The organism is Litorimonas cladophorae (assembly GCF_014652455.1).
GTDB lineage: Bacteria > Pseudomonadota > Alphaproteobacteria > Caulobacterales > Maricaulaceae > Litorimonas > Litorimonas cladophorae.
This window is the reverse complement of record NZ_BMYV01000002.1, coordinates 443,600-460,464: the sequence shown is the minus strand read 5'-3', so window position 1 is coordinate 460,464 and position 16,865 is coordinate 443,600. Positions and strand designations below refer to the sequence as shown.

Sequence of the window (16,865 nt, the reverse complement as noted above, 5' to 3'; positions counted from 1 at the left end):
CTGAGGTATTTTTGAACTAGTTAATGGATTGAGCTGCAACAGACGTCGCATGTGATTGAAGCACAGCTTTCGATGGGCGGGATGAACCATCGGGGCGTATGAGGCCAAATTGTCGTTGCTGGGCTTTACGCCAAGGCCTGGGCCCAACGACATCACTGCCCACATGTTCAAAGTCATTTAAGGTCCAGACAAATACACCATTTGCTGAGGATGATTGACTTAACTGACTCTCCAGACGTGAGGCCTGCTTGGCTTCTGCGGCTCGCGTTGAACGAAGTGGGTTCCAAATTGTTGACCCTAATTCTGTAATCATGATCGGCTTCTTACCGACTTCGGATCTTATGGTGTTCAAACGCTCCGCAAATCCATCGACGCCTCCATATTCATGATAGGTCACAAGGTCGACGATACCGTTTAAACCAAGGGCTGAGTTCGGATTTGACCATCCGACGGTAACTGGAAGGTCTGGATATTGCATTTGAATGTGACGCGCCATAACCGTTAACCAGCCCTCGACGACACCTTTTCCCCAAGCTGGAAAATCTAAGTCAGCTTGATTTTTGATATCTATGCCTAAAATCGCCGAATGCCCTGAAACAGCTTCAAGTACTCGGTCGATGTGATCGATATCGTCAGACATGTTGGACAAAGTATAGTCTGGCCGGAGATCAAATAGTGTGATGAGCACTTGGATTTCATTTACGGCACATAGATCTAAAAACACGTTTAGCTTTGTTATCGCGTCGGTTTGGGTGTCCTCACTATCAAAGTACTCATGGTTTAGAAAAATACGGACAGAATTTGCGTTAATATCGCTAATCGTATCGAGGTCCGATTTAATCTCTCTGACTGGGAAGTCCGCCCAAAAGTCTTTCCACGATGCAGATGCAGGATAGTAATTTACGCCCACGAAATTTTTAGAAAATTTGGCATCAAACATTCCGTTCCGTTCGTTAAATTCCAAAATCGCTTCATCCAGGGTTTCTAATGTACTCTGAACCCAGCCATTTTGGGTTTGGTAGAACCTCAACAATCGTGTCTCATTTGCGATCTTGTCTATAGATACAAATGCCAGTTCAGGATCAGATCTAAATGTCACGCGCAAACTTGTCTCTCTCACATTTGCGACCCGTAGATCTTTATTGATCTGAAGTTCGCTCAATTCACGCCCTAATCGAAACGCAACTCCGCAGGGCTTTGTTGTGGATAGACAGGCCGCCTCTTCTGCTACGGTCAGCGCCTGCCCCGTAAGGGCCATGTCTGAGGCCGGTTTCCAATTGGGCTGCTCAAGTTTTGTAACAATTGTGGCGAGCTTCTGACGGTCTTGAACAGGTAGCTGGAAAACATCCCCTGCCCAACTCGTCTCTTCTTGCAAAGCGGATAAGGTTAAATGCTCATGCAAATATTCATTTGAACCAACAGGCGTTTCAATAATGCCGGATACAAATCCCGCGAACGCAACGCCTGACAAAAGGGTGCCAATCGCGGCTGGTACCCGTTTCGTTTTTTTAAACGATTTGAGCGTCATGCTTTTTCCTTCCGGCCAGGACAGAGGTCAGAAAGCTCAGAAGAAAATACTTCTACATTTTTTAGTACAGCTCTTATTTTCAGCGGAGCCGCATAGGCATCAGGACAAATACTGACATAGGTCATTCGACCGCTTGAAAGCTGCACGAATTCCGACTGTTTCACACCGCTCTGATCAATCCAATCAAGGGCAATAAGTGTTTGGTCCGACACTGGATTGCCAAAAACATCACGTATTACATCCGACTTAACGTCTACGAAATTAGATTCTCTGGACGGTTTGACGACGAGTTTAAATTTAATAGGTTCGCCCGCAACGATCATGACAGGCGTCTGGTCAGAGATCAAATCACCCGCGTGTGCGTTGAACGTCATTCTGCCCGCTTTGCGTTGAGCCGGAACATCAAATGACACCAAACCGTGAGAAACTTTCCCAGAAATTGAAGTAGACACTCCATCGGAATTATAATTCAGCTGTACAGTTTTTTCGTGAGAGCTTCTCCCATCAACGTCGGTCATTTCAATCGTCACACTAATGCTCTCCCCTGGGGTTGCCGTCTGCGGCCCCGCATAGACTTGAAGGCTCTCAGAGGGTGTTTGCGCCCGTGCAGAAACCACAGAGGAGCTGGCCACCAAAATAAGTGACAGAACAGATAAAGGAGCATTTGTACGTTTAGTCATAGGTCTTTTCTTTGCGAGGTTGCCTATGAAGGGTTGCAATGCATATGCCGCGAAAAACGCGCTATTTTGCGGGTCATTTGAATAAGATTGCAAAATGATCTTTGCGAAATGCGAATGTCTTTTCTGATTTGCAAAGAAAATACCCGAAAACACAGGCAAAATCGCGGCCCGGCATTTGCGTAGCTATCTCCAAAATATTGGAGACAAAAATGACCAAACGAAAAACTGTATCTATTGAGACTTCACCAAAACAGCAGACACTCACGCCGTCTATTTGGAAGCACGATAGAACCTCAATTATAATTCCTTGCTATAATGAAGCCAACAGACTGCATCTTGAGGTCTTCCTAAATTTTGCTCGCAAAAACCCAAAAATTTCTTTTGTGTTTGTTGATGATGGTTCAAGAGATTTGACCATTAGTTTGCTCTGCGGTGCAATGGCCGCATTACCCGATCAAGTCGACGTTCTTACCATGGCACGCAACGCTGGAAAAGCGGAAGCCGTTCGTCACGGACTAAAATTCGCGGCTAAACGCGGCGACAAATATATCGCATTTTTGGACGCTGACCTTGCAACCCCGCTAAATGCGATAAATGATTTCATCTCGGTAGCGGATCGCTTGGACAATATAGATGTCGTTTTCGGGTCGCGCGCTGGCGGCTTGGGTCGCCGAGTCTATAGAGACATACACCGCAAGATGATTTCTCTGGTTTGCGCATCGATGGGTCGTATGGCGACTGGTTTGGCTCTAAAAGACACGCAGTGCGGAGCAAAATTGTTCCGCAATACTGAACATCTTATCAACTGCCTCGACGCCCCTTTCACTGCAGGTTGGCTTTTCGATGTTGAATTATTCCTAAGAATTTCAAATCCGAATAAACGAGAACGAAAAAACTTCTTTGAATACCCTGTTTTGGAGTGGACCGAAATCCCCGGATCCAACATCAAGTTTAGTGATGTCATCAAAGGCGGTCTAAAAATGACATCGCTGATTTTCAGCCAATGGAAAATCAGAGCACGTTTTCAAAATAGGCGCGTGTTGCCCCAACCTTCGCTCACCCAGCATTTGCGGTCTGGAGAAACTTTGAGCACACAGAGCATTCATGCGATGGAAGCGATAGTCTCGGAAAACAAGCGTCTCATCACATTGGATTTTTCCAATGTGAAAACACTTGAGCCATCTGTTTTTACATCCCTTACAGAAGTCTGCGAAAGACTCCTCGCTTGTGGAAAAGACGTTTCGATTTATCTTCCAGATGATGCTGATATCTTATCTGCTGCGAGGCGTTCCTCCATCACTGCACTTTTTAACTGCACAATTCGGACCCGCTTGCCGAGCCACTTTACGAACAACTCCCGTTTCTCGTTGTCGGAGGCTTAAGGTGTCACGATCTCTGACATTACCACTCCGAGCTTTGCGCACGAACGCATTAATTGGACCAGCCACCGCTTTATTCATTTCCGCGAATATCGCGAACGCTGCAAACCTTGTTTTCAATATGGTTTTCGCACGCATTATGGGCCCTGCTGCCTTTGCAGATCTCACACTTCTTCTCACGCTAAAGCTTGGCATATTGTCATTCCTTGGCGCGTTGCAGTTTGCGTTTTCCGAATTGACAGCAAAGGAAGGTAAAGTTCAGCAAAGCCGTCAACAGGCACAAGCTGTATCCTGGCGTAGTTTAAAGTTCTCGATTCCCGCCATGTTCATTGTCATCGCCTTGGCGAATTACATTTCAGGATCATTGAATTTTTCTTCGCCGATGGCCCTTTGTGTCTTGGCTCTCGCAATTCCATTTTTCCTTCCCATGGTAATTTATAGAGGTCTTACACAAGGATTGATTGACCTACCAAAAATCATTCTTTCCATCCAAGCTGAATGGATAATTCGACTTTTTGGTAGTTTGTTACTCTGGAAAATGGGGTTGGGTTTAGCTGGTATTGCTGGAGCCGTCGGACTTTCCATATTGGCAGGTTTTTTCTTCTCGACGCGAAAAGATGACTTGCAATCTTTATCCTTCCGCGAGGTACCTAGCCTGGACACGCAGACAAAGGCGTTGGGCATCGTCGCTATGCCATATTTGATTTTGCAGTTCGCTCAAGTCTTGGTTTTGGACAGCGACATACTCATCGCAAAAGCTAGCTTTTCACCTGAAATTGCAGGTCTCGTAGCGGGCTTACTTCTCATTCAACGCGTCTTCTTTTTCGCCTTCTTATCCTGCTCAACGATCCTTCAACCCATTGTCGCCAAGCAAAAGGAGAACCAGACATCACCCCGAGAACTGCTGGCACTTTTAGGTGCAATCACTCTGATCACGGTGGGTGCAATGATCGTTATTTTACCTAATTCCGATCTGATTGTGCGCGTCATGTTAGGCGATGAGTATCAGGCACTCTCGTCAATCGTTTGGATAAGCGCTCTCACAGGTGCTGTCTTTATCGGCAGCCACCTGTGCGCAATCTATCAAATTGCCAAAGGCAAGAGTTTTGCCGCACTCGTCGTGTTATTCTTTGGCGCTATTCAACTCATTTCACTCTCGGCAGTTAATCACTTCTTTCCTGACATCGGGTTACACAGCTACTTCAGCTTGAAGTTGCTTATTCAAATTGCATGTGCGGCAACGTTGATAGGAATTGTTCTGGTGCCATCGAAAAAAGAGAGACTAGCTTCGTAAAATGACGGCAAGGTCGTGGACATATCTGGCGATCTTACTGGCACTCATGTTTCATGGGGCGCTCTTACCATTCACCTATGGGCAGACATACGATTCCTATATCCATATGTTTTTTGGGAACCACTATTTAACATCGTGGTTCGACCCCTGGGAAACAAGGTGGTACACTGGCTTTACCGTGACGGCGTATCCGCCAGGAAGCCATCAAGCCTTAGGGATTTTGATGCGTTTCATGGATATGCGCATCGCATTTATTGCGCTGCAACTCTTGGCCATTGGCATTCTTATTATTGGCGTGTTCCGGTTTAGCCGCCTGTGGGTAAATGATAAGGCGGCGTCCTACGCAGCGATGCTCTGCGCCTTCTCAACTAGCATTTCGGAAACACTTCACATCTTCGGGCAATTACCCACCCTCCTTTCAATCGCACTGTTCCTAAACGCAATTCCTCACATATCGAGCTGGATAGAGCATGGGCGGAAAAGAGACTTTATACTGGGTCTTTTTCTCACGGCAGCGACAACCTCGGTTCACCATGTCACGCCCTTATTTGGTACGGTTTTCTTTGTGGCTCCAATTGGCATAGCAGCACTCTTGGCAAATCTGAAACGACGTGAACTCTACAAACCATCCAGTACGCTTGGATATCTAAAATGGATATCTCCAGCCTTAATACGCGGTTTTATTATGGGGTTGGGGATGCTGTTTTTGATCATCACAATTGTTTTCCCCTATTGGCACTGGTCAATCACTGACCCGATTACACAAGTCAGCATTCCACATGGCAGCCGAGAAAACTTTATTGCCAAACCCAACTTGGGATTAATGTTCTTCGTCATTCCTTGGGGCATGCTGATCACCGTGGTTCCTTACGTCATTCTAAAATCGGCCCGAACAGCGCTTTGGCCATTGGGGCTTTCTGTTTTGATCGCATTATTCTTAGGAACGGGCGGTACAACCCCTTTACCACGTATCTTACTTGGGCCAGCGTTTGAGATTTTAACCTTGGATAGGTTTACCTTTTGGGCGTCTATCTTAATTCTACCTTTTGCAGGATTGGCGGTTCAAAGCCTCTGGGAAGGGCGGGGAAAGATATTAATCAATCGCGCTTTTGGATCTTTCCTAAGCCGCGCTTTTCTTGTTCTGACACTTGTTACCTATGTTGGCTTTGCCGTTGGAACAGCTCTTCTCCCGACGTTCAGACCAACGCAACCTGACTTCATTGATCCTGCACCCATTGTCACATTCATGGATGAAGACCGGCACTCGGATTGGCGATATCTCACCCTCGGTTTTGGGGATCAATTTGCTTATCACAGCGCCCTCATCAACGCCGAGTCAGTCGACGGCAACTATCATTCTGCAAGACGCCTGCCGAGTTTGATGAACTACTCAGTCGAGCGGCTAGAAAATTCAAAATATATGGGCGTGCCTGGTTTAGCATCACTCAATCAATTTCTGACTAATGCCGAGAAGTTTCATTTAAAATATGTGTTTTCAAATGACGAGTTCTATGACCCTGTGCTGCATTATACGGGATGGAACCCAGTCACTCGGCTCAATAACGGTATTCGGGTTTGGGAAAAACCAGACATATCGCCTTTACCTATAGTGCGCCCGCGTAGAGATTTGCCGCGTTACCAAAAACTGATGTGGGGCATTTTGCCGATTGGATCTTTGATCCTCGGCCTACTCACCCTGATCGGTCTAGCCCTTCGTCAGCAACTGATCTCATCTGAATCAAGGCCATTTCTGAGAATAGCCCCTTCGCCATATATGACAGTCAAGGTGCCTGAACCTGAACCGACGTTGACAGTTGGTGTCGCGACCCAACTTGCACCTTTGCCAGTGGCTTGGACGCCTCCGAAAACTATGACTTGGTTAGTGAGGGTATTACCTCTTGTCGCTGCATCTATGGCTGCAATCCTCATAATCATTACGCTACAAAATCAACGTAAACCTTTACTGCCTGAAACAGTTGTTGAGCGTTTCTATCAACACTTAGACTTCCGTGAAACGGAACAGGCTTTTTCATTACTCGCAAGCGATCCAGATTTGGACTATGGACAATTTCTAAAAATGCAAAAGCTCACTGGTGGCCTTGTCCCCTCTTTTGGGAAGCTCACATCTGTAGAACCCCTAAATATGGAAGTCGTGGATGATGGACAGGTTCGAATAAAATTAAAGCTAATATACCTAACATCAATCGGGATCCGGCCAGTCATCACCGAAATGACGTTAATCCAAAACGCAAATAAAGTTTGGCAAATCAAATATGAGCCCGCCGACAAAACCTACACCCCCAATCTGACGTCGAGTAGTAACGCGCCACAGTTCCGTGACCTGACTGGACAAAAATATTCAACCTCAATGGACCCCGTTCAAAGACTAGCACGGCCGGAAATTGAGCTCATGGCAACCGAAGTTATAGAGGACGACGGTAGACTATTCGTGATTGGCCGTCTAAAAAACCTGTCGGAATTTCCAGCTTGTACGAAAGTGTTAGCGCGAGCCGTCAGCACAGATTCAGAAGCTGAATTCAAACAACATGCAGGCCGTATCGGCCCACATAGACTTCTCCCCGGAGAGAGTTCAGCTTTTCGAGTCGATTTTGAAGGCTATTTGAAAATTCAAGACCAACCATTTAATGCGGCTTATAACCCTGATGAGTTCAGCGTGCCCGAATTTGACAGTCTTCCATCTGACATTGACGTCTCACTTTCTACGACCGTTTGCACCCCTGCATACTATAAGTCAGTCGCATTTTCCGAAATAAACATCTCCGAAATGGACGGCCGTCAGGCGCTGACACTAAAAGTGAGTAATATAGGTACAGAGATTGTAAGCACTCTCCAGCTTAAACTCTCATATGTCGACGCCAAGGGCCGCCTCACCTGGGTCGAACCTTACTATCTGCAAAACAACCTAATTCCGGGCGAAGTTAGGGTTATTCAGATTCCACTATCCGTAAAAATGAGGACGCATATTTCGTCTCCCGACCGCTTGCAGATTAACGGAGAGAGCAGCGCAATAAATTTAAACTCAATTTGGCCAACAGGGGCTAAGCTCGCAAATGACGACATGCGCGTTATGATCGACTATGACGCGATGCTCTATCGTCCATTGGATTAATACCACTTCAGTTTTTTGAAAAGAAAACAACTGATTTGCATATTGCAAAACGCGAAATGCATATTGCTAAGTATTTGCGAAATTTGGGGTTCATTAACTACCTAACCCGCTGTTTTCGTTAAACCCCGATGTGGTCTGTCGATTGCAATGACTTTTCCGTAAAACGGAGTCGTCACATGACAATTGAATGGAAAAAATTGAGCCTTAAACAGACCCTGTTGGGGTTCGGGCTTATCGGCACCTTGGCAATGGGAGGATGCTCCACAACAGCTGTAGAATATGACGCCTCTAATGTTTCTAGCCTCACGGATAGCACATTGCGATCCAAAGCTGTCCCGTTGGAAACAGACGAACCTCTTGGCATAGACGCGGTTCGGTCACGGACACTTGCTCACAATTCCGAATATGCGCGCTCGCAAACACAACTATTAGAGACTGTTCGGAAAGCGGGCAGGCGCGGTAAAGATTTCCTCCCGCAGGCCTATGCCAGCAGCTACGGCACATGGCGGAATAACGCGAGTGCGTCTATCGGTAAAAAGGTTGACGATACGTCAAGCACGATGCCGAAAGACTTCTACACGGCGCAAGATCAAGCGGCTGCAAGGTCAACCCTTACGACAAGTTGGGACCTCCTAGAAATTGGCTTAAGCGGGTTCAAAGCTAACCGCCGTTCAATCAACGCTTATGCCCAAGGTGAGCAAAACCAATACCAATGCAATAAGATGATGGTTGACGTTGAGAACGCATATTGGCGGGCCGTTGCGTTTGAACAGGCCGAAAAAAAGTCGACTTGGCTGAAAAGCCGCGTCGCTTACGCGCTAAACCTATCACAACAGCGCGCGGATCAGAACCCCGACACGAAACTTCAAGAGTTGATGTTCCAGCGTGAATTGATCGACATCAACCGCTGGTATCAATCTCTATACCGTTCCCTGCTCTCAGCGAAACCCGAACTCGCCCGATTGATGAATGTGCCTGCTGGGACAAATTTCGAATTGAAATCTAAGCGTCTGCCTTCCAACTTGGGTGAGCTTGGAGGACAGAATGCGCTAGACCTTATTGCAAAGGCTTACCAAAACCGTCCGGAAATTCGGCAAGCGCTATATCAGTCTGATTTAACAAAATTGAAAAATCAGGAAGACCTTTGGCGACACCTCCCCGCGATGCGGTTTTTCCTCGGGGCGAACCACAATACGAACAGCTTTGTCCTGAACCAGGATTTCGCCTCCGCCGGATTAAACTTGAGCTGGGACCTACTGCGCTTAGGTCAAATTGGCGAAACCAAACGAAACGGTAAAATCGCCGTCGCCGCACAACAAAGACAAACAGAAATTCTCGCCAGCGCTGTCATGGCTCAGGTCATGATCGCGCGCGAACAGATGCATAAGTTAGACTACGACCTCACACTCGCGTGGAAGGCGCTTTCTGTCCAAGGGGAGATCACGGACGACCTGATCCGTGACGTGCAGTCTGGCAATAAGCCAGAGACCTATTTGGTGAAAGAAGAGCTTATGCGGGAGCTATCATTCATTCGTGAACAAATGGCCCGCGCTGAATTACATACGGCCAAAGCACGTCTGGAACAAAGCATCGGAATCGTACCAGCCTGCCAAACACCTTCGCAATTACAAGCCAGCGTTCCCGCGGCAAAAGCACTTTAGGTCATCGGATATATAAGATGCTCTTCACTGATCCCGTATTTCTAACGAAATTTTTGCCATTGGTCCTTTTAGGCTTCTTCGCAACTCTGTTTTCCAAAACGCGGTGGCACAGCCAGATCCTTTTGATTGGTGCCAGCCTCGTTTTTTATAGCTGGTTCAAATCTGAATATTTGATACTTTTAGTCGGTTCGATGGGTGTAAACTACGTCTTGGCGAAACACATCTTAGTACAGCCTGGTACGTCGAAATCGAAACGAATTTTAGTTGCGGGTATCGTAGCCAACCTACTGCTGTTGGGCGTCTACAAATACCTGGGGTTCCTGACTGTGAACTTTAATGCATTGTTTGACTTGGGCCTGCCTGATCCGAAATTGCTTCTACCGCTTGCGATCTCGTTTTTCACCTTCCAGCAGATTTCATATCTCTGCGACAGTCACGCTGGAAAGATGGACCCCGTTTCGCATAATCCACTTGAGTACGCATTATTTGTAACGTTCTTTCCTCAGTTAATTGCTGGCCCCATTGTCCATCATGCCGAGATGATGCCGCAGTTCCGGAAAATCATCACCCCAAGTGCGCGCGCTATCATGTTTTGCGAAGGCCTATGTCTCTTTGCGCTAGGTCTTTTCAAAAAACTGGCGATTGCAGACTCCATAGCCCCCTATGCCAACCAAGTATTTACATCCGTAGATAGCGGCGCGGTGGTCACCAGCGTCACGGCATGGGGCGGCGCTCTTGCCTACACATTTCAAATCTATTTTGATTTTTCGGGCTATTCCGACATGGCCATTGGACTAGGCCTTTTATTCGCGATCCGCCTGCCATGGAATTTCAACTCACCCTACAAATCTGAAAACATGTCTGAATTTTGGCGCCGTTGGCACATGACACTAAGCCGTTGGTTACGCGATTATCTTTACATCCCTCTTGGCGGAAACCGTCACGGGAAGGTTCGTCAATACATCAACAATTTTGCAACCATGGTTCTTGGCGGGTTGTGGCATGGGGCGCACTGGAACTTCCTGATCTGGGGAGCGCTACATGGCCTCTATCTGATTATAAACCAAGCCGTTCGCGCCATCGCTAAGTTCTTCGGAGTACTGGAGATTGTTGAGACAGCTAAAGCCATTCGGATCAGTTCTTGGGCCATCACCTTCTTCGCCGCAGTTGTCGCTTGGGTCTTCTTCCGCGCAACAACGACGTCTGGCGCAATTTCGATGACGCTAAGTATGTTCGGAGCAGTGGCAGAGGGAGCGGTTCATATGCCTGCACCTCTGCAGACAATCCTCTGGGGAACGCTTGCTGCGATATCCGCATTTATCTTGCCTAACACCAAAGAAATATCAGAGTTGTTCGAGAAAGATTTACTGAAACGATCTTCGGCGCTCATTGGTGCGTTAGGAATTACGTCAGGGGTCGCCGCATCCGCCGCTTTCTTGGCGTCTTTAAGCCTGACCCAATCCCCTTTCCTATACTTCAACTTTTAGCACGAGTTCTGGACATCTTCATGACTTTTCCAACCAATAATACATCGTCCGTCACCGTGAAAAATCTGGCAGCGAGAAAACTGATTAAGACAGTCAGTACATTTGTCGCTGGCATGGTCGGCACCTCTTTGTTCTGCCTCGGCGCTTACGCACTGACAGTTGACCGTCTGGTTGAACGATCAGCCGTTCCCGCAACTTATAAGTGGTTTCTTTTAAAAGAGATTCCTGGACCTCGGATCATTTTCGAGTCTGGATCTAACTCCCATCACGCAATCGACACTGACGCCGTTGGCGAAGCCCTCGGACGCACAGCGATCAATATTGCTGATAATGGCGGATACGCATTGGAAGATAAGCTGACACGCCTAGAAACCTACACCCGCCCGGGCGATGTGGTTGTTCTGCCATTGGAGTGGACCTTCTATCACAGGGAAAAACTGACCGATAATTACGTCGATACGCTGTTCGGCAGTAACCGAGATTATTACCAATCTATGCCTCTAGATAAGCGTCTAAAGCGCGCGCTGAGCCTTCCGCCAGCGACCGTTATTTCAAAACTCGCAGATCGGCAGACAACCACCAACGAACCAACTGAGTCCCCAGCTCGAGACCTTTTCGTTTCGGCTTTAACTCAACCAAGCGGACATCAATCGCGTCCAAATTCAACCGGGCCAGGAGCAGGCGTCGCAGAGCAAAGCTGTGATGATTATATCTTAGGTAAGGCCCCAACCAGACAAGCTCTAACTGTTGGGAAAAACATCAAGCCAGCTCTGGGGCGGCTCCAAAAGCTGAAAGCCCGCGGAGTTGATATACATTTCGCTTGGCCCGTTTTAGCGGGCGAAGGCTGCCTCACAGATCCCGCATATGTTGAAGGCTTTCGTGCTGAGATTGAAGCGGCAGTCAATGGGGCGGGTTTTGAATTTCTCGGCACACCTGGCCAAAGTCTTTACGGACAAGCTTATCAAGATGACTCACCATATCATATTATCACGGCAGCCACAGATGTTCACACTCGGCAGATGATAGAATTTCTGAGGGCGCAAGGATACGGCGCCCCAGGCGAACCGCTGAACATAACTCATTTTGCACGCCATCGTTTGCTTGAACTAGAACTCGCGGAAGCCAGTCAATTAAACCAAACCCCTCTTGAATTTGGAAAATCTGTGTCATTTGATAATGCGGAACAACGCGATCAAATTGATTTTACGGCAGGTTGGTGGGCATTCGAACCTTATGGTCGCTGGATGCGAGATAATCGCGCCATGTTCCGCGTAACGCTTCCAGAAAACTTACCTTCAAATACTGTCTTGAAAATTCAAGGCATGACGAAATCCGGACGCCCGGAACAGGTCAACATTTCCGTAAATGGGAATTTGGTGAGTTCTGGTTTGTTCGGGGAGAGTGTTTCCCTTTCGGTCCCTGTGACCGGCTTACCCAAAGGCGAAGCACTCTCCATCTTTATTGATCTACCAGAAGCGGGTGATCCAAAGAGTCCAAAGGATCTTGGGGAAAGTCGAGATGCGCGTTCGATGACACTCCACTTGCAAACTATGGCGTTAACGCATGCTGTGGAAATGCCAATTATGGATGAACCAGTCCGCCAAGAGGCGTCCCCTCTCCAAGCTGTAGAAACACTCGAATCAAACGTGGTCGCAAAGCGAGCGACATTTGACGTCGTACCTACCCTGAATACATGTTCACTCGTGACGCCAGTTCTATCTGTTAAGCAGACTGAGCTGAGATATGGTAATGGATGGTGGGCACAGGAAGCTGAAGGCCGTTGGATGCGGAGTGAAGAAGCAAACTTCAGCATAACAATGCCAGAGACCATAGAGACGGGCTTGCCTACTAGCTATCTACTTAAATTGACGGGAGACTTCTTTTCAGAAACACCAGATTCCATAAATGTAACAATCGATGGAGACAGGGTGTTCGCCGCTGAAATTTCAGATGACGGCATCACGTCCATTCGCTTCAACACCTATAAGGCGGCAGGAGAGCTCGAGGTGACTATCAAGCTATCCGTTCCAAAGCTGCGAAGCCCGAAAGATCTAGGCCTTTCAACGGACGACCGCACACTTACATATTTTCTGAAGTCGGTAGAATTAGTAGCGGCTTAACCCGCTTTAGATTGCTGCTCTAAATCCTCTCTAATCCAAGTCTCTCTCTTCCTGTATATGGTTGAGGGGCTTAGCTGTAGGATTTGTGAGGCTTTCGGAATGCTTCCATTACAGGATGTAATCACTGCCTCTATGATAGTTTGTTCAATCGTCGTCATAGGCTGTAGGATATCAACCGTGACCGTCGTTTTTAGCGATTGTTGAGGTGTGTAGGCAGATGTTTCACCCGCAACGCCAATGAGTTTATACTCATCATTTCGAGCATTTGAACGAACCGTTTTCAATGAAAACATATGGGGTTCCAATTCGACACCGTCATAGACGACAGCCGCTTTTCGAACCATATTTTGAAGCTCGCGAATATTCCCAGGCCAATGATAGTCAAGCATCAACTCTTGGGCTTCAGGTGAGATCGATAGGAACCGCTTTCCCTCTTCCGCCGCATATGTTTTCAAGAAACTTTCGGCCAATAAAATTACGTCTTTCCCCCGATGAGATAGGGGAGGCAATTCAATTGAGAGCACGTCCAGGCGATAGAACAAATCCTCGCGAAAACGTTTCGCCGCAACTTCCGTCATCGGATTTCTATTGGTTGCACAAACAATACGGACATCCACGTCTTCGGACCAATCGCTACCAACGCGTTTAACTTGGCCGGTCTGCAAAAAGCGTAAAAGCTTGGCTTGGAGATTGATATCCATCTCGCAAATTTCGTCCAGGAACAGCGTGCCGCCATTGGCTTGGCTCGCCGCTCCTTTTCTCGCTTCATGCGCTCCTGTGAAAGCACCTTTGACGTGACCAAAAATTTCTGACTCGATCAAATTTTCGGGCAATGCCGCACAATTTAATGCGATGAAAGGGGCGTCACGACGGTGACTTACTTTGTGGATTGCTTGCGCCGTAACCTCTTTACCTGTTCCGGATTCGCCAGTGATAAAGACCGCCGCGTTAGAATTCGCGACATTTTCAATCATTTTATAAACGGCGAGCATAGGAGGGGATTCACCCAAAAATCCCGGAACTTGATTGGTTTTTAGACTGGTCTTTAAAACCTGAACCGTTGTTGTGAGCTTCTCCCGTTCGAGTGCATTTCTAACCGTCGTGAGAAGCTTCTCAGTCGGAAATGGTTTTATCAAAAAATCATATGCGCCAGCACGCATAGCATCGACGGCCGTATTTATAGACCCATTGGCGGTAATCACGATAAAGGTAATGTTGTGATTTGTTCCATCCATCTCTTGGATGATATCGAGCCCATTCATATCGGGGAGTTGAAGATCAAGAAGGACCGTATCAACTTTCCCTTTTCGGAGCTCCGTCAAAGCCAGTTCACCAGATTGACAAATCTCAGATTTAATGCCCGATTTTTTTAAATGCTGTTGATACATTAACGCCATGGATAACGTATCTTCTACGATCAACACCTCAGGTGTTGTGTTTGCTCCGACCATCTCATCACCTATGCCGCCTCCTCATTTATGCCAAAGAGGTCGTCTAAATTGAGCAAAGATATCTCGGCTATTTTTATAGCTCTCGATCCATGCTTCACCATCTCCTCGAGCCTATCAGGAAAGCAATGAGAATTTGTTAATGCGGCATGTTCTGACAGCTCAGCAAGTCCGTATAATCCAGCGAGTCCCTTTAAAGTGTGACTGGCAAACTTTGCGCCTTCATAATCTTGCGACGCGATTGCGCTACGCAATGATGCCGTAACATCTGTCAGATCAGTTTTGAATTGTCCTCTAATTTCGACTAAATCTTCAGGGTCTAATCCGTCCAATAATCCACCCGATAACTTTATTGCAGGGACCTTCGACACATCAGACTTTAACAAAGATTGTTTGTTCTGATGCCTCTTACACTGTTCCCCCACAGCATTTATCAAGTCTCTCGTATTAAATGGCTTCAATACGACCTGATCAACACCATAAGATTTCAACTCTTCCGCCTCATGCATATCGCCCATAGCCGTCAAAGCTATCACCGGGATTTTCGCGTTTGCAGAGTCGCCATTTCGCAGCAATCGCACAAGCTCCTTTCCACCCATTTCAGGCATGAAAATATCTGTCAAAAGCAAATCAAACGCTTGCACGTTAAGAATGGATAGAGCTTCGACCCCGTTAACTGCCTCAACAATTCTTGCCCCATGTTTTTTGAGAATGCGGGTGACAACCATACGGTTTGTTACGTTATCTTCTGCCAGTAAAATTTCTTTTCCAGAAATATCCGCCAAGGTGACGTCTTCGACCTCAGAGGCAACGGGCGCCAAAGCCTCTGCCAATGGAATTTTAATCCAAAAATTGGATCCTCGACCAACGTCACTCTCAACGCCAATCTCGCCGTTCATCATGGTTATAAGAACTTTACAGATGGTCAGACCCAAGCCAGTGCCTTCGGACGCCCGCGTATCGACATCATCGACCATGTAAAACTCTTCGAAAAGCCGGTCTAATTTGTCAGCTTTAATGCCTACACCCGTGTCCTTTACGCGACACGTTAAGTTCCATTTTTCAGGACCTGTTTGAATTGTATCGACGATCAGTTCCACTTTTCCGTTGACGGTATGCTTAATTGCATTACTGACAAAATTCATCAGAATTTGACGTATCCGCCCCACATCCCCTGACAGATAGATTTTCGCTGCACCCTCTGTCTTGACCACCAGATCGATAGCTTGTTCTTTGGCTTGCATTGCGAACAAACGATAGACATCATCAAAAACATCCGCGGCGTAGAATGGCGTTTCTCGGACCTTCACTGTTCCAGAGGAAATTCTAGCGTAATCCAGTACATCATTAATAATACGCAGCAGTGATTTAGATGTTCGGTCTGCCGTCTGTATGAGCTGCTTTTGATCAATAGTAAGGTCTGTGTCGCCAAGAATATCGAGAATACCGAGAACCGCGTTGAACGGCGTTCGAATTTCATGGCTCATGGCCGATATAAATTGCGTCTTAGCTTTGTTGGCGAGTTCCGCCGCCTCTTTGGCATCAAGCAAAGCTTTCTCAGCGGCCTTCGCCTCAGAAATATCCCGGATATATGCGATGAAAATGTCACCAGATGAGCTGCGGCTACGCGAAATCGCGAGTTCCGACATAAACTCCTCACCGTTGGCGCGAACGGCTTCAATCTCAATGCGCTGTCCAAGAATATTTGCCTTCCCTGTGTCGCGCATCCTTGCCATGCCAGCATTGTGTGCGTCCCGGTATCGTTCAGGAACAATCAGGGCGGCCATGCTCCGTCCAAAAATATCTTCCTTCTTATAACCAAAAATGCGTTCTGCGGATTTACTGAACTCAAGAACGTGGCCTTCTGCGTTGATAATAATAATACCATCCAGAGATGCAGACACAGTTGCGGAAAGTTGTTCTGCTTGGAGCGCCAATTCCTGTTTCGCCGTCTCGGCCTTTTTTTCCCATTTCAGGGTAAATTTCCGCAGAGCATACCCCAGTAGAAAAGACGGCAATGCCGCTGAAGCAACTAATAACAAACCATCTATCATCGCAAGATCCTTTGACAAAAGATGACACAGATTGATTAAGGTTCAGTTAGACCAGTCATTCCGGTCACATGACGGCAGATCTTT

At 47.1% G+C, this 16,865-nt stretch carries 10 protein-coding genes; 6 read left to right on the top strand and 4 right to left on the bottom strand.

Going from position 1 to position 16,865, the window contains the following annotated elements:
- Window positions 1-16 precede the first annotated feature (16 nt).
- The gene (locus IE073_RS09975; RefSeq protein ID WP_189585084.1) at window positions 17-1,528 is read right to left on the bottom strand and encodes a glycoside hydrolase 5 family protein; all 1,512 of its coding nucleotides are present in this window, start codon (window positions 1,526-1,528) and stop codon (window positions 17-19) included.
- On the bottom strand, window positions 1,525-2,208 hold the full coding sequence (locus IE073_RS09970; RefSeq protein ID WP_189585081.1) for a hypothetical protein: 684 nt from the start codon (window positions 2,206-2,208) through the stop codon (window positions 1,525-1,527). The genes IE073_RS09975 and IE073_RS09970 overlap by 4 nt, the downstream gene beginning before the upstream one ends.
- Before the next feature lie 209 nt (window positions 2,209-2,417).
- Here IE073_RS09970 and IE073_RS09965 point away from each other — a divergent pair, with 209 nt between their 5' ends.
- The 6 genes from IE073_RS09965 to IE073_RS09940 all read left to right on the top strand — a co-directional run bounded on the left by IE073_RS09965 (window position 2,418) and on the right by IE073_RS09940 (window position 13,279).
- Window positions 2,418-3,590 carry a glycosyltransferase gene (locus IE073_RS09965; protein ID WP_189585078.1) on the top strand — a complete coding sequence of 391 codons (1,173 nt, stop codon included), beginning with the start codon at window positions 2,418-2,420 and terminating at the stop codon, window positions 3,588-3,590.
- Between the two features lie 34 nt (window positions 3,591-3,624).
- The gene (locus IE073_RS09960; RefSeq protein WP_233349992.1) at window positions 3,625-4,881 is read left to right on the top strand and encodes an MATE family efflux transporter; all 1,257 of its coding nucleotides are present in this window, start codon (window positions 3,625-3,627) and stop codon (window positions 4,879-4,881) included.
- Between the two features lies 1 nt (window position 4,882).
- A complete protein-coding gene (locus tag IE073_RS09955; protein WP_233349991.1) occupies window positions 4,883-8,011 on the top strand; it encodes a putative glycosyltransferase family protein in 3,129 nt (1,042 codons plus the stop codon).
- 176 nt (window positions 8,012-8,187) lie between these two features.
- Window positions 8,188-9,672 (top strand): TolC family protein, encoded by a 1,485-nt coding sequence (locus IE073_RS09950; protein WP_189585070.1) that lies wholly within the window; start codon window positions 8,188-8,190, stop codon window positions 9,670-9,672.
- Between the two features lie 17 nt (window positions 9,673-9,689).
- A complete protein-coding gene (locus IE073_RS09945) occupies window positions 9,690-11,159 on the top strand; it encodes an MBOAT family O-acyltransferase (RefSeq protein WP_189585067.1) in 1,470 nt (489 codons plus the stop codon).
- 20 nt (window positions 11,160-11,179) lie between these two features.
- Window positions 11,180-13,279: a hypothetical protein gene (locus tag IE073_RS09940; protein ID WP_189585064.1), complete on the top strand. Its 2,100-nt coding sequence runs from the start codon at window positions 11,180-11,182 to the stop codon at window positions 13,277-13,279.
- Here the strand turns inward: IE073_RS09940 and IE073_RS09935 are convergent.
- Window positions 13,276-14,730, bottom strand: a complete 1,455-nt coding sequence (locus tag IE073_RS09935) for a sigma-54-dependent transcriptional regulator (RefSeq protein ID WP_189585061.1) — start codon at window positions 14,728-14,730, stop codon at window positions 13,276-13,278. The two genes, IE073_RS09940 and IE073_RS09935, sit on opposite strands and share 4 nt — an antisense overlap.
- 8 nt (window positions 14,731-14,738) lie before the next feature.
- Complete coding sequence (locus IE073_RS09930; RefSeq protein ID WP_189585058.1) at window positions 14,739-16,781, bottom strand: PAS domain-containing hybrid sensor histidine kinase/response regulator; 2,043 nt, start codon at window positions 16,779-16,781, stop codon at window positions 14,739-14,741.
- Window positions 16,782-16,865: the final 84 nt, after the last annotated feature.

Coding starts and splice junctions, on each gene's coding strand:
- IE073_RS09975 (WP_189585084.1), bottom strand. CDS start 1,528: ATGACGCTCAAATCGTTTAAAAAAACGAAACGGGTACCAGCCGCGATT.
- IE073_RS09970 (WP_189585081.1), bottom strand. CDS start 2,208: ATGACTAAACGTACAAATGCTCCTTTATCTGTTCTGTCACTTATTTTG.
- IE073_RS09965 (WP_189585078.1), top strand. CDS start 2,418: ATGACCAAACGAAAAACTGTATCTATTGAGACTTCACCAAAACAGCAG.
- IE073_RS09955 (WP_233349991.1), top strand. CDS start 4,883: ATGACGGCAAGGTCGTGGACATATCTGGCGATCTTACTGGCACTCATG.
- IE073_RS09950 (WP_189585070.1), top strand. CDS start 8,188: ATGACAATTGAATGGAAAAAATTGAGCCTTAAACAGACCCTGTTGGGG.
- IE073_RS09945 (WP_189585067.1), top strand. CDS start 9,690: ATGCTCTTCACTGATCCCGTATTTCTAACGAAATTTTTGCCATTGGTC.
- IE073_RS09940 (WP_189585064.1), top strand. CDS start 11,180: ATGACTTTTCCAACCAATAATACATCGTCCGTCACCGTGAAAAATCTG.
- IE073_RS09935 (WP_189585061.1), bottom strand. CDS start 14,730: ATGGTCGGAGCAAACACAACACCTGAGGTGTTGATCGTAGAAGATACG.
- IE073_RS09930 (WP_189585058.1), bottom strand. CDS start 16,781: ATGATAGATGGTTTGTTATTAGTTGCTTCAGCGGCATTGCCGTCTTTT.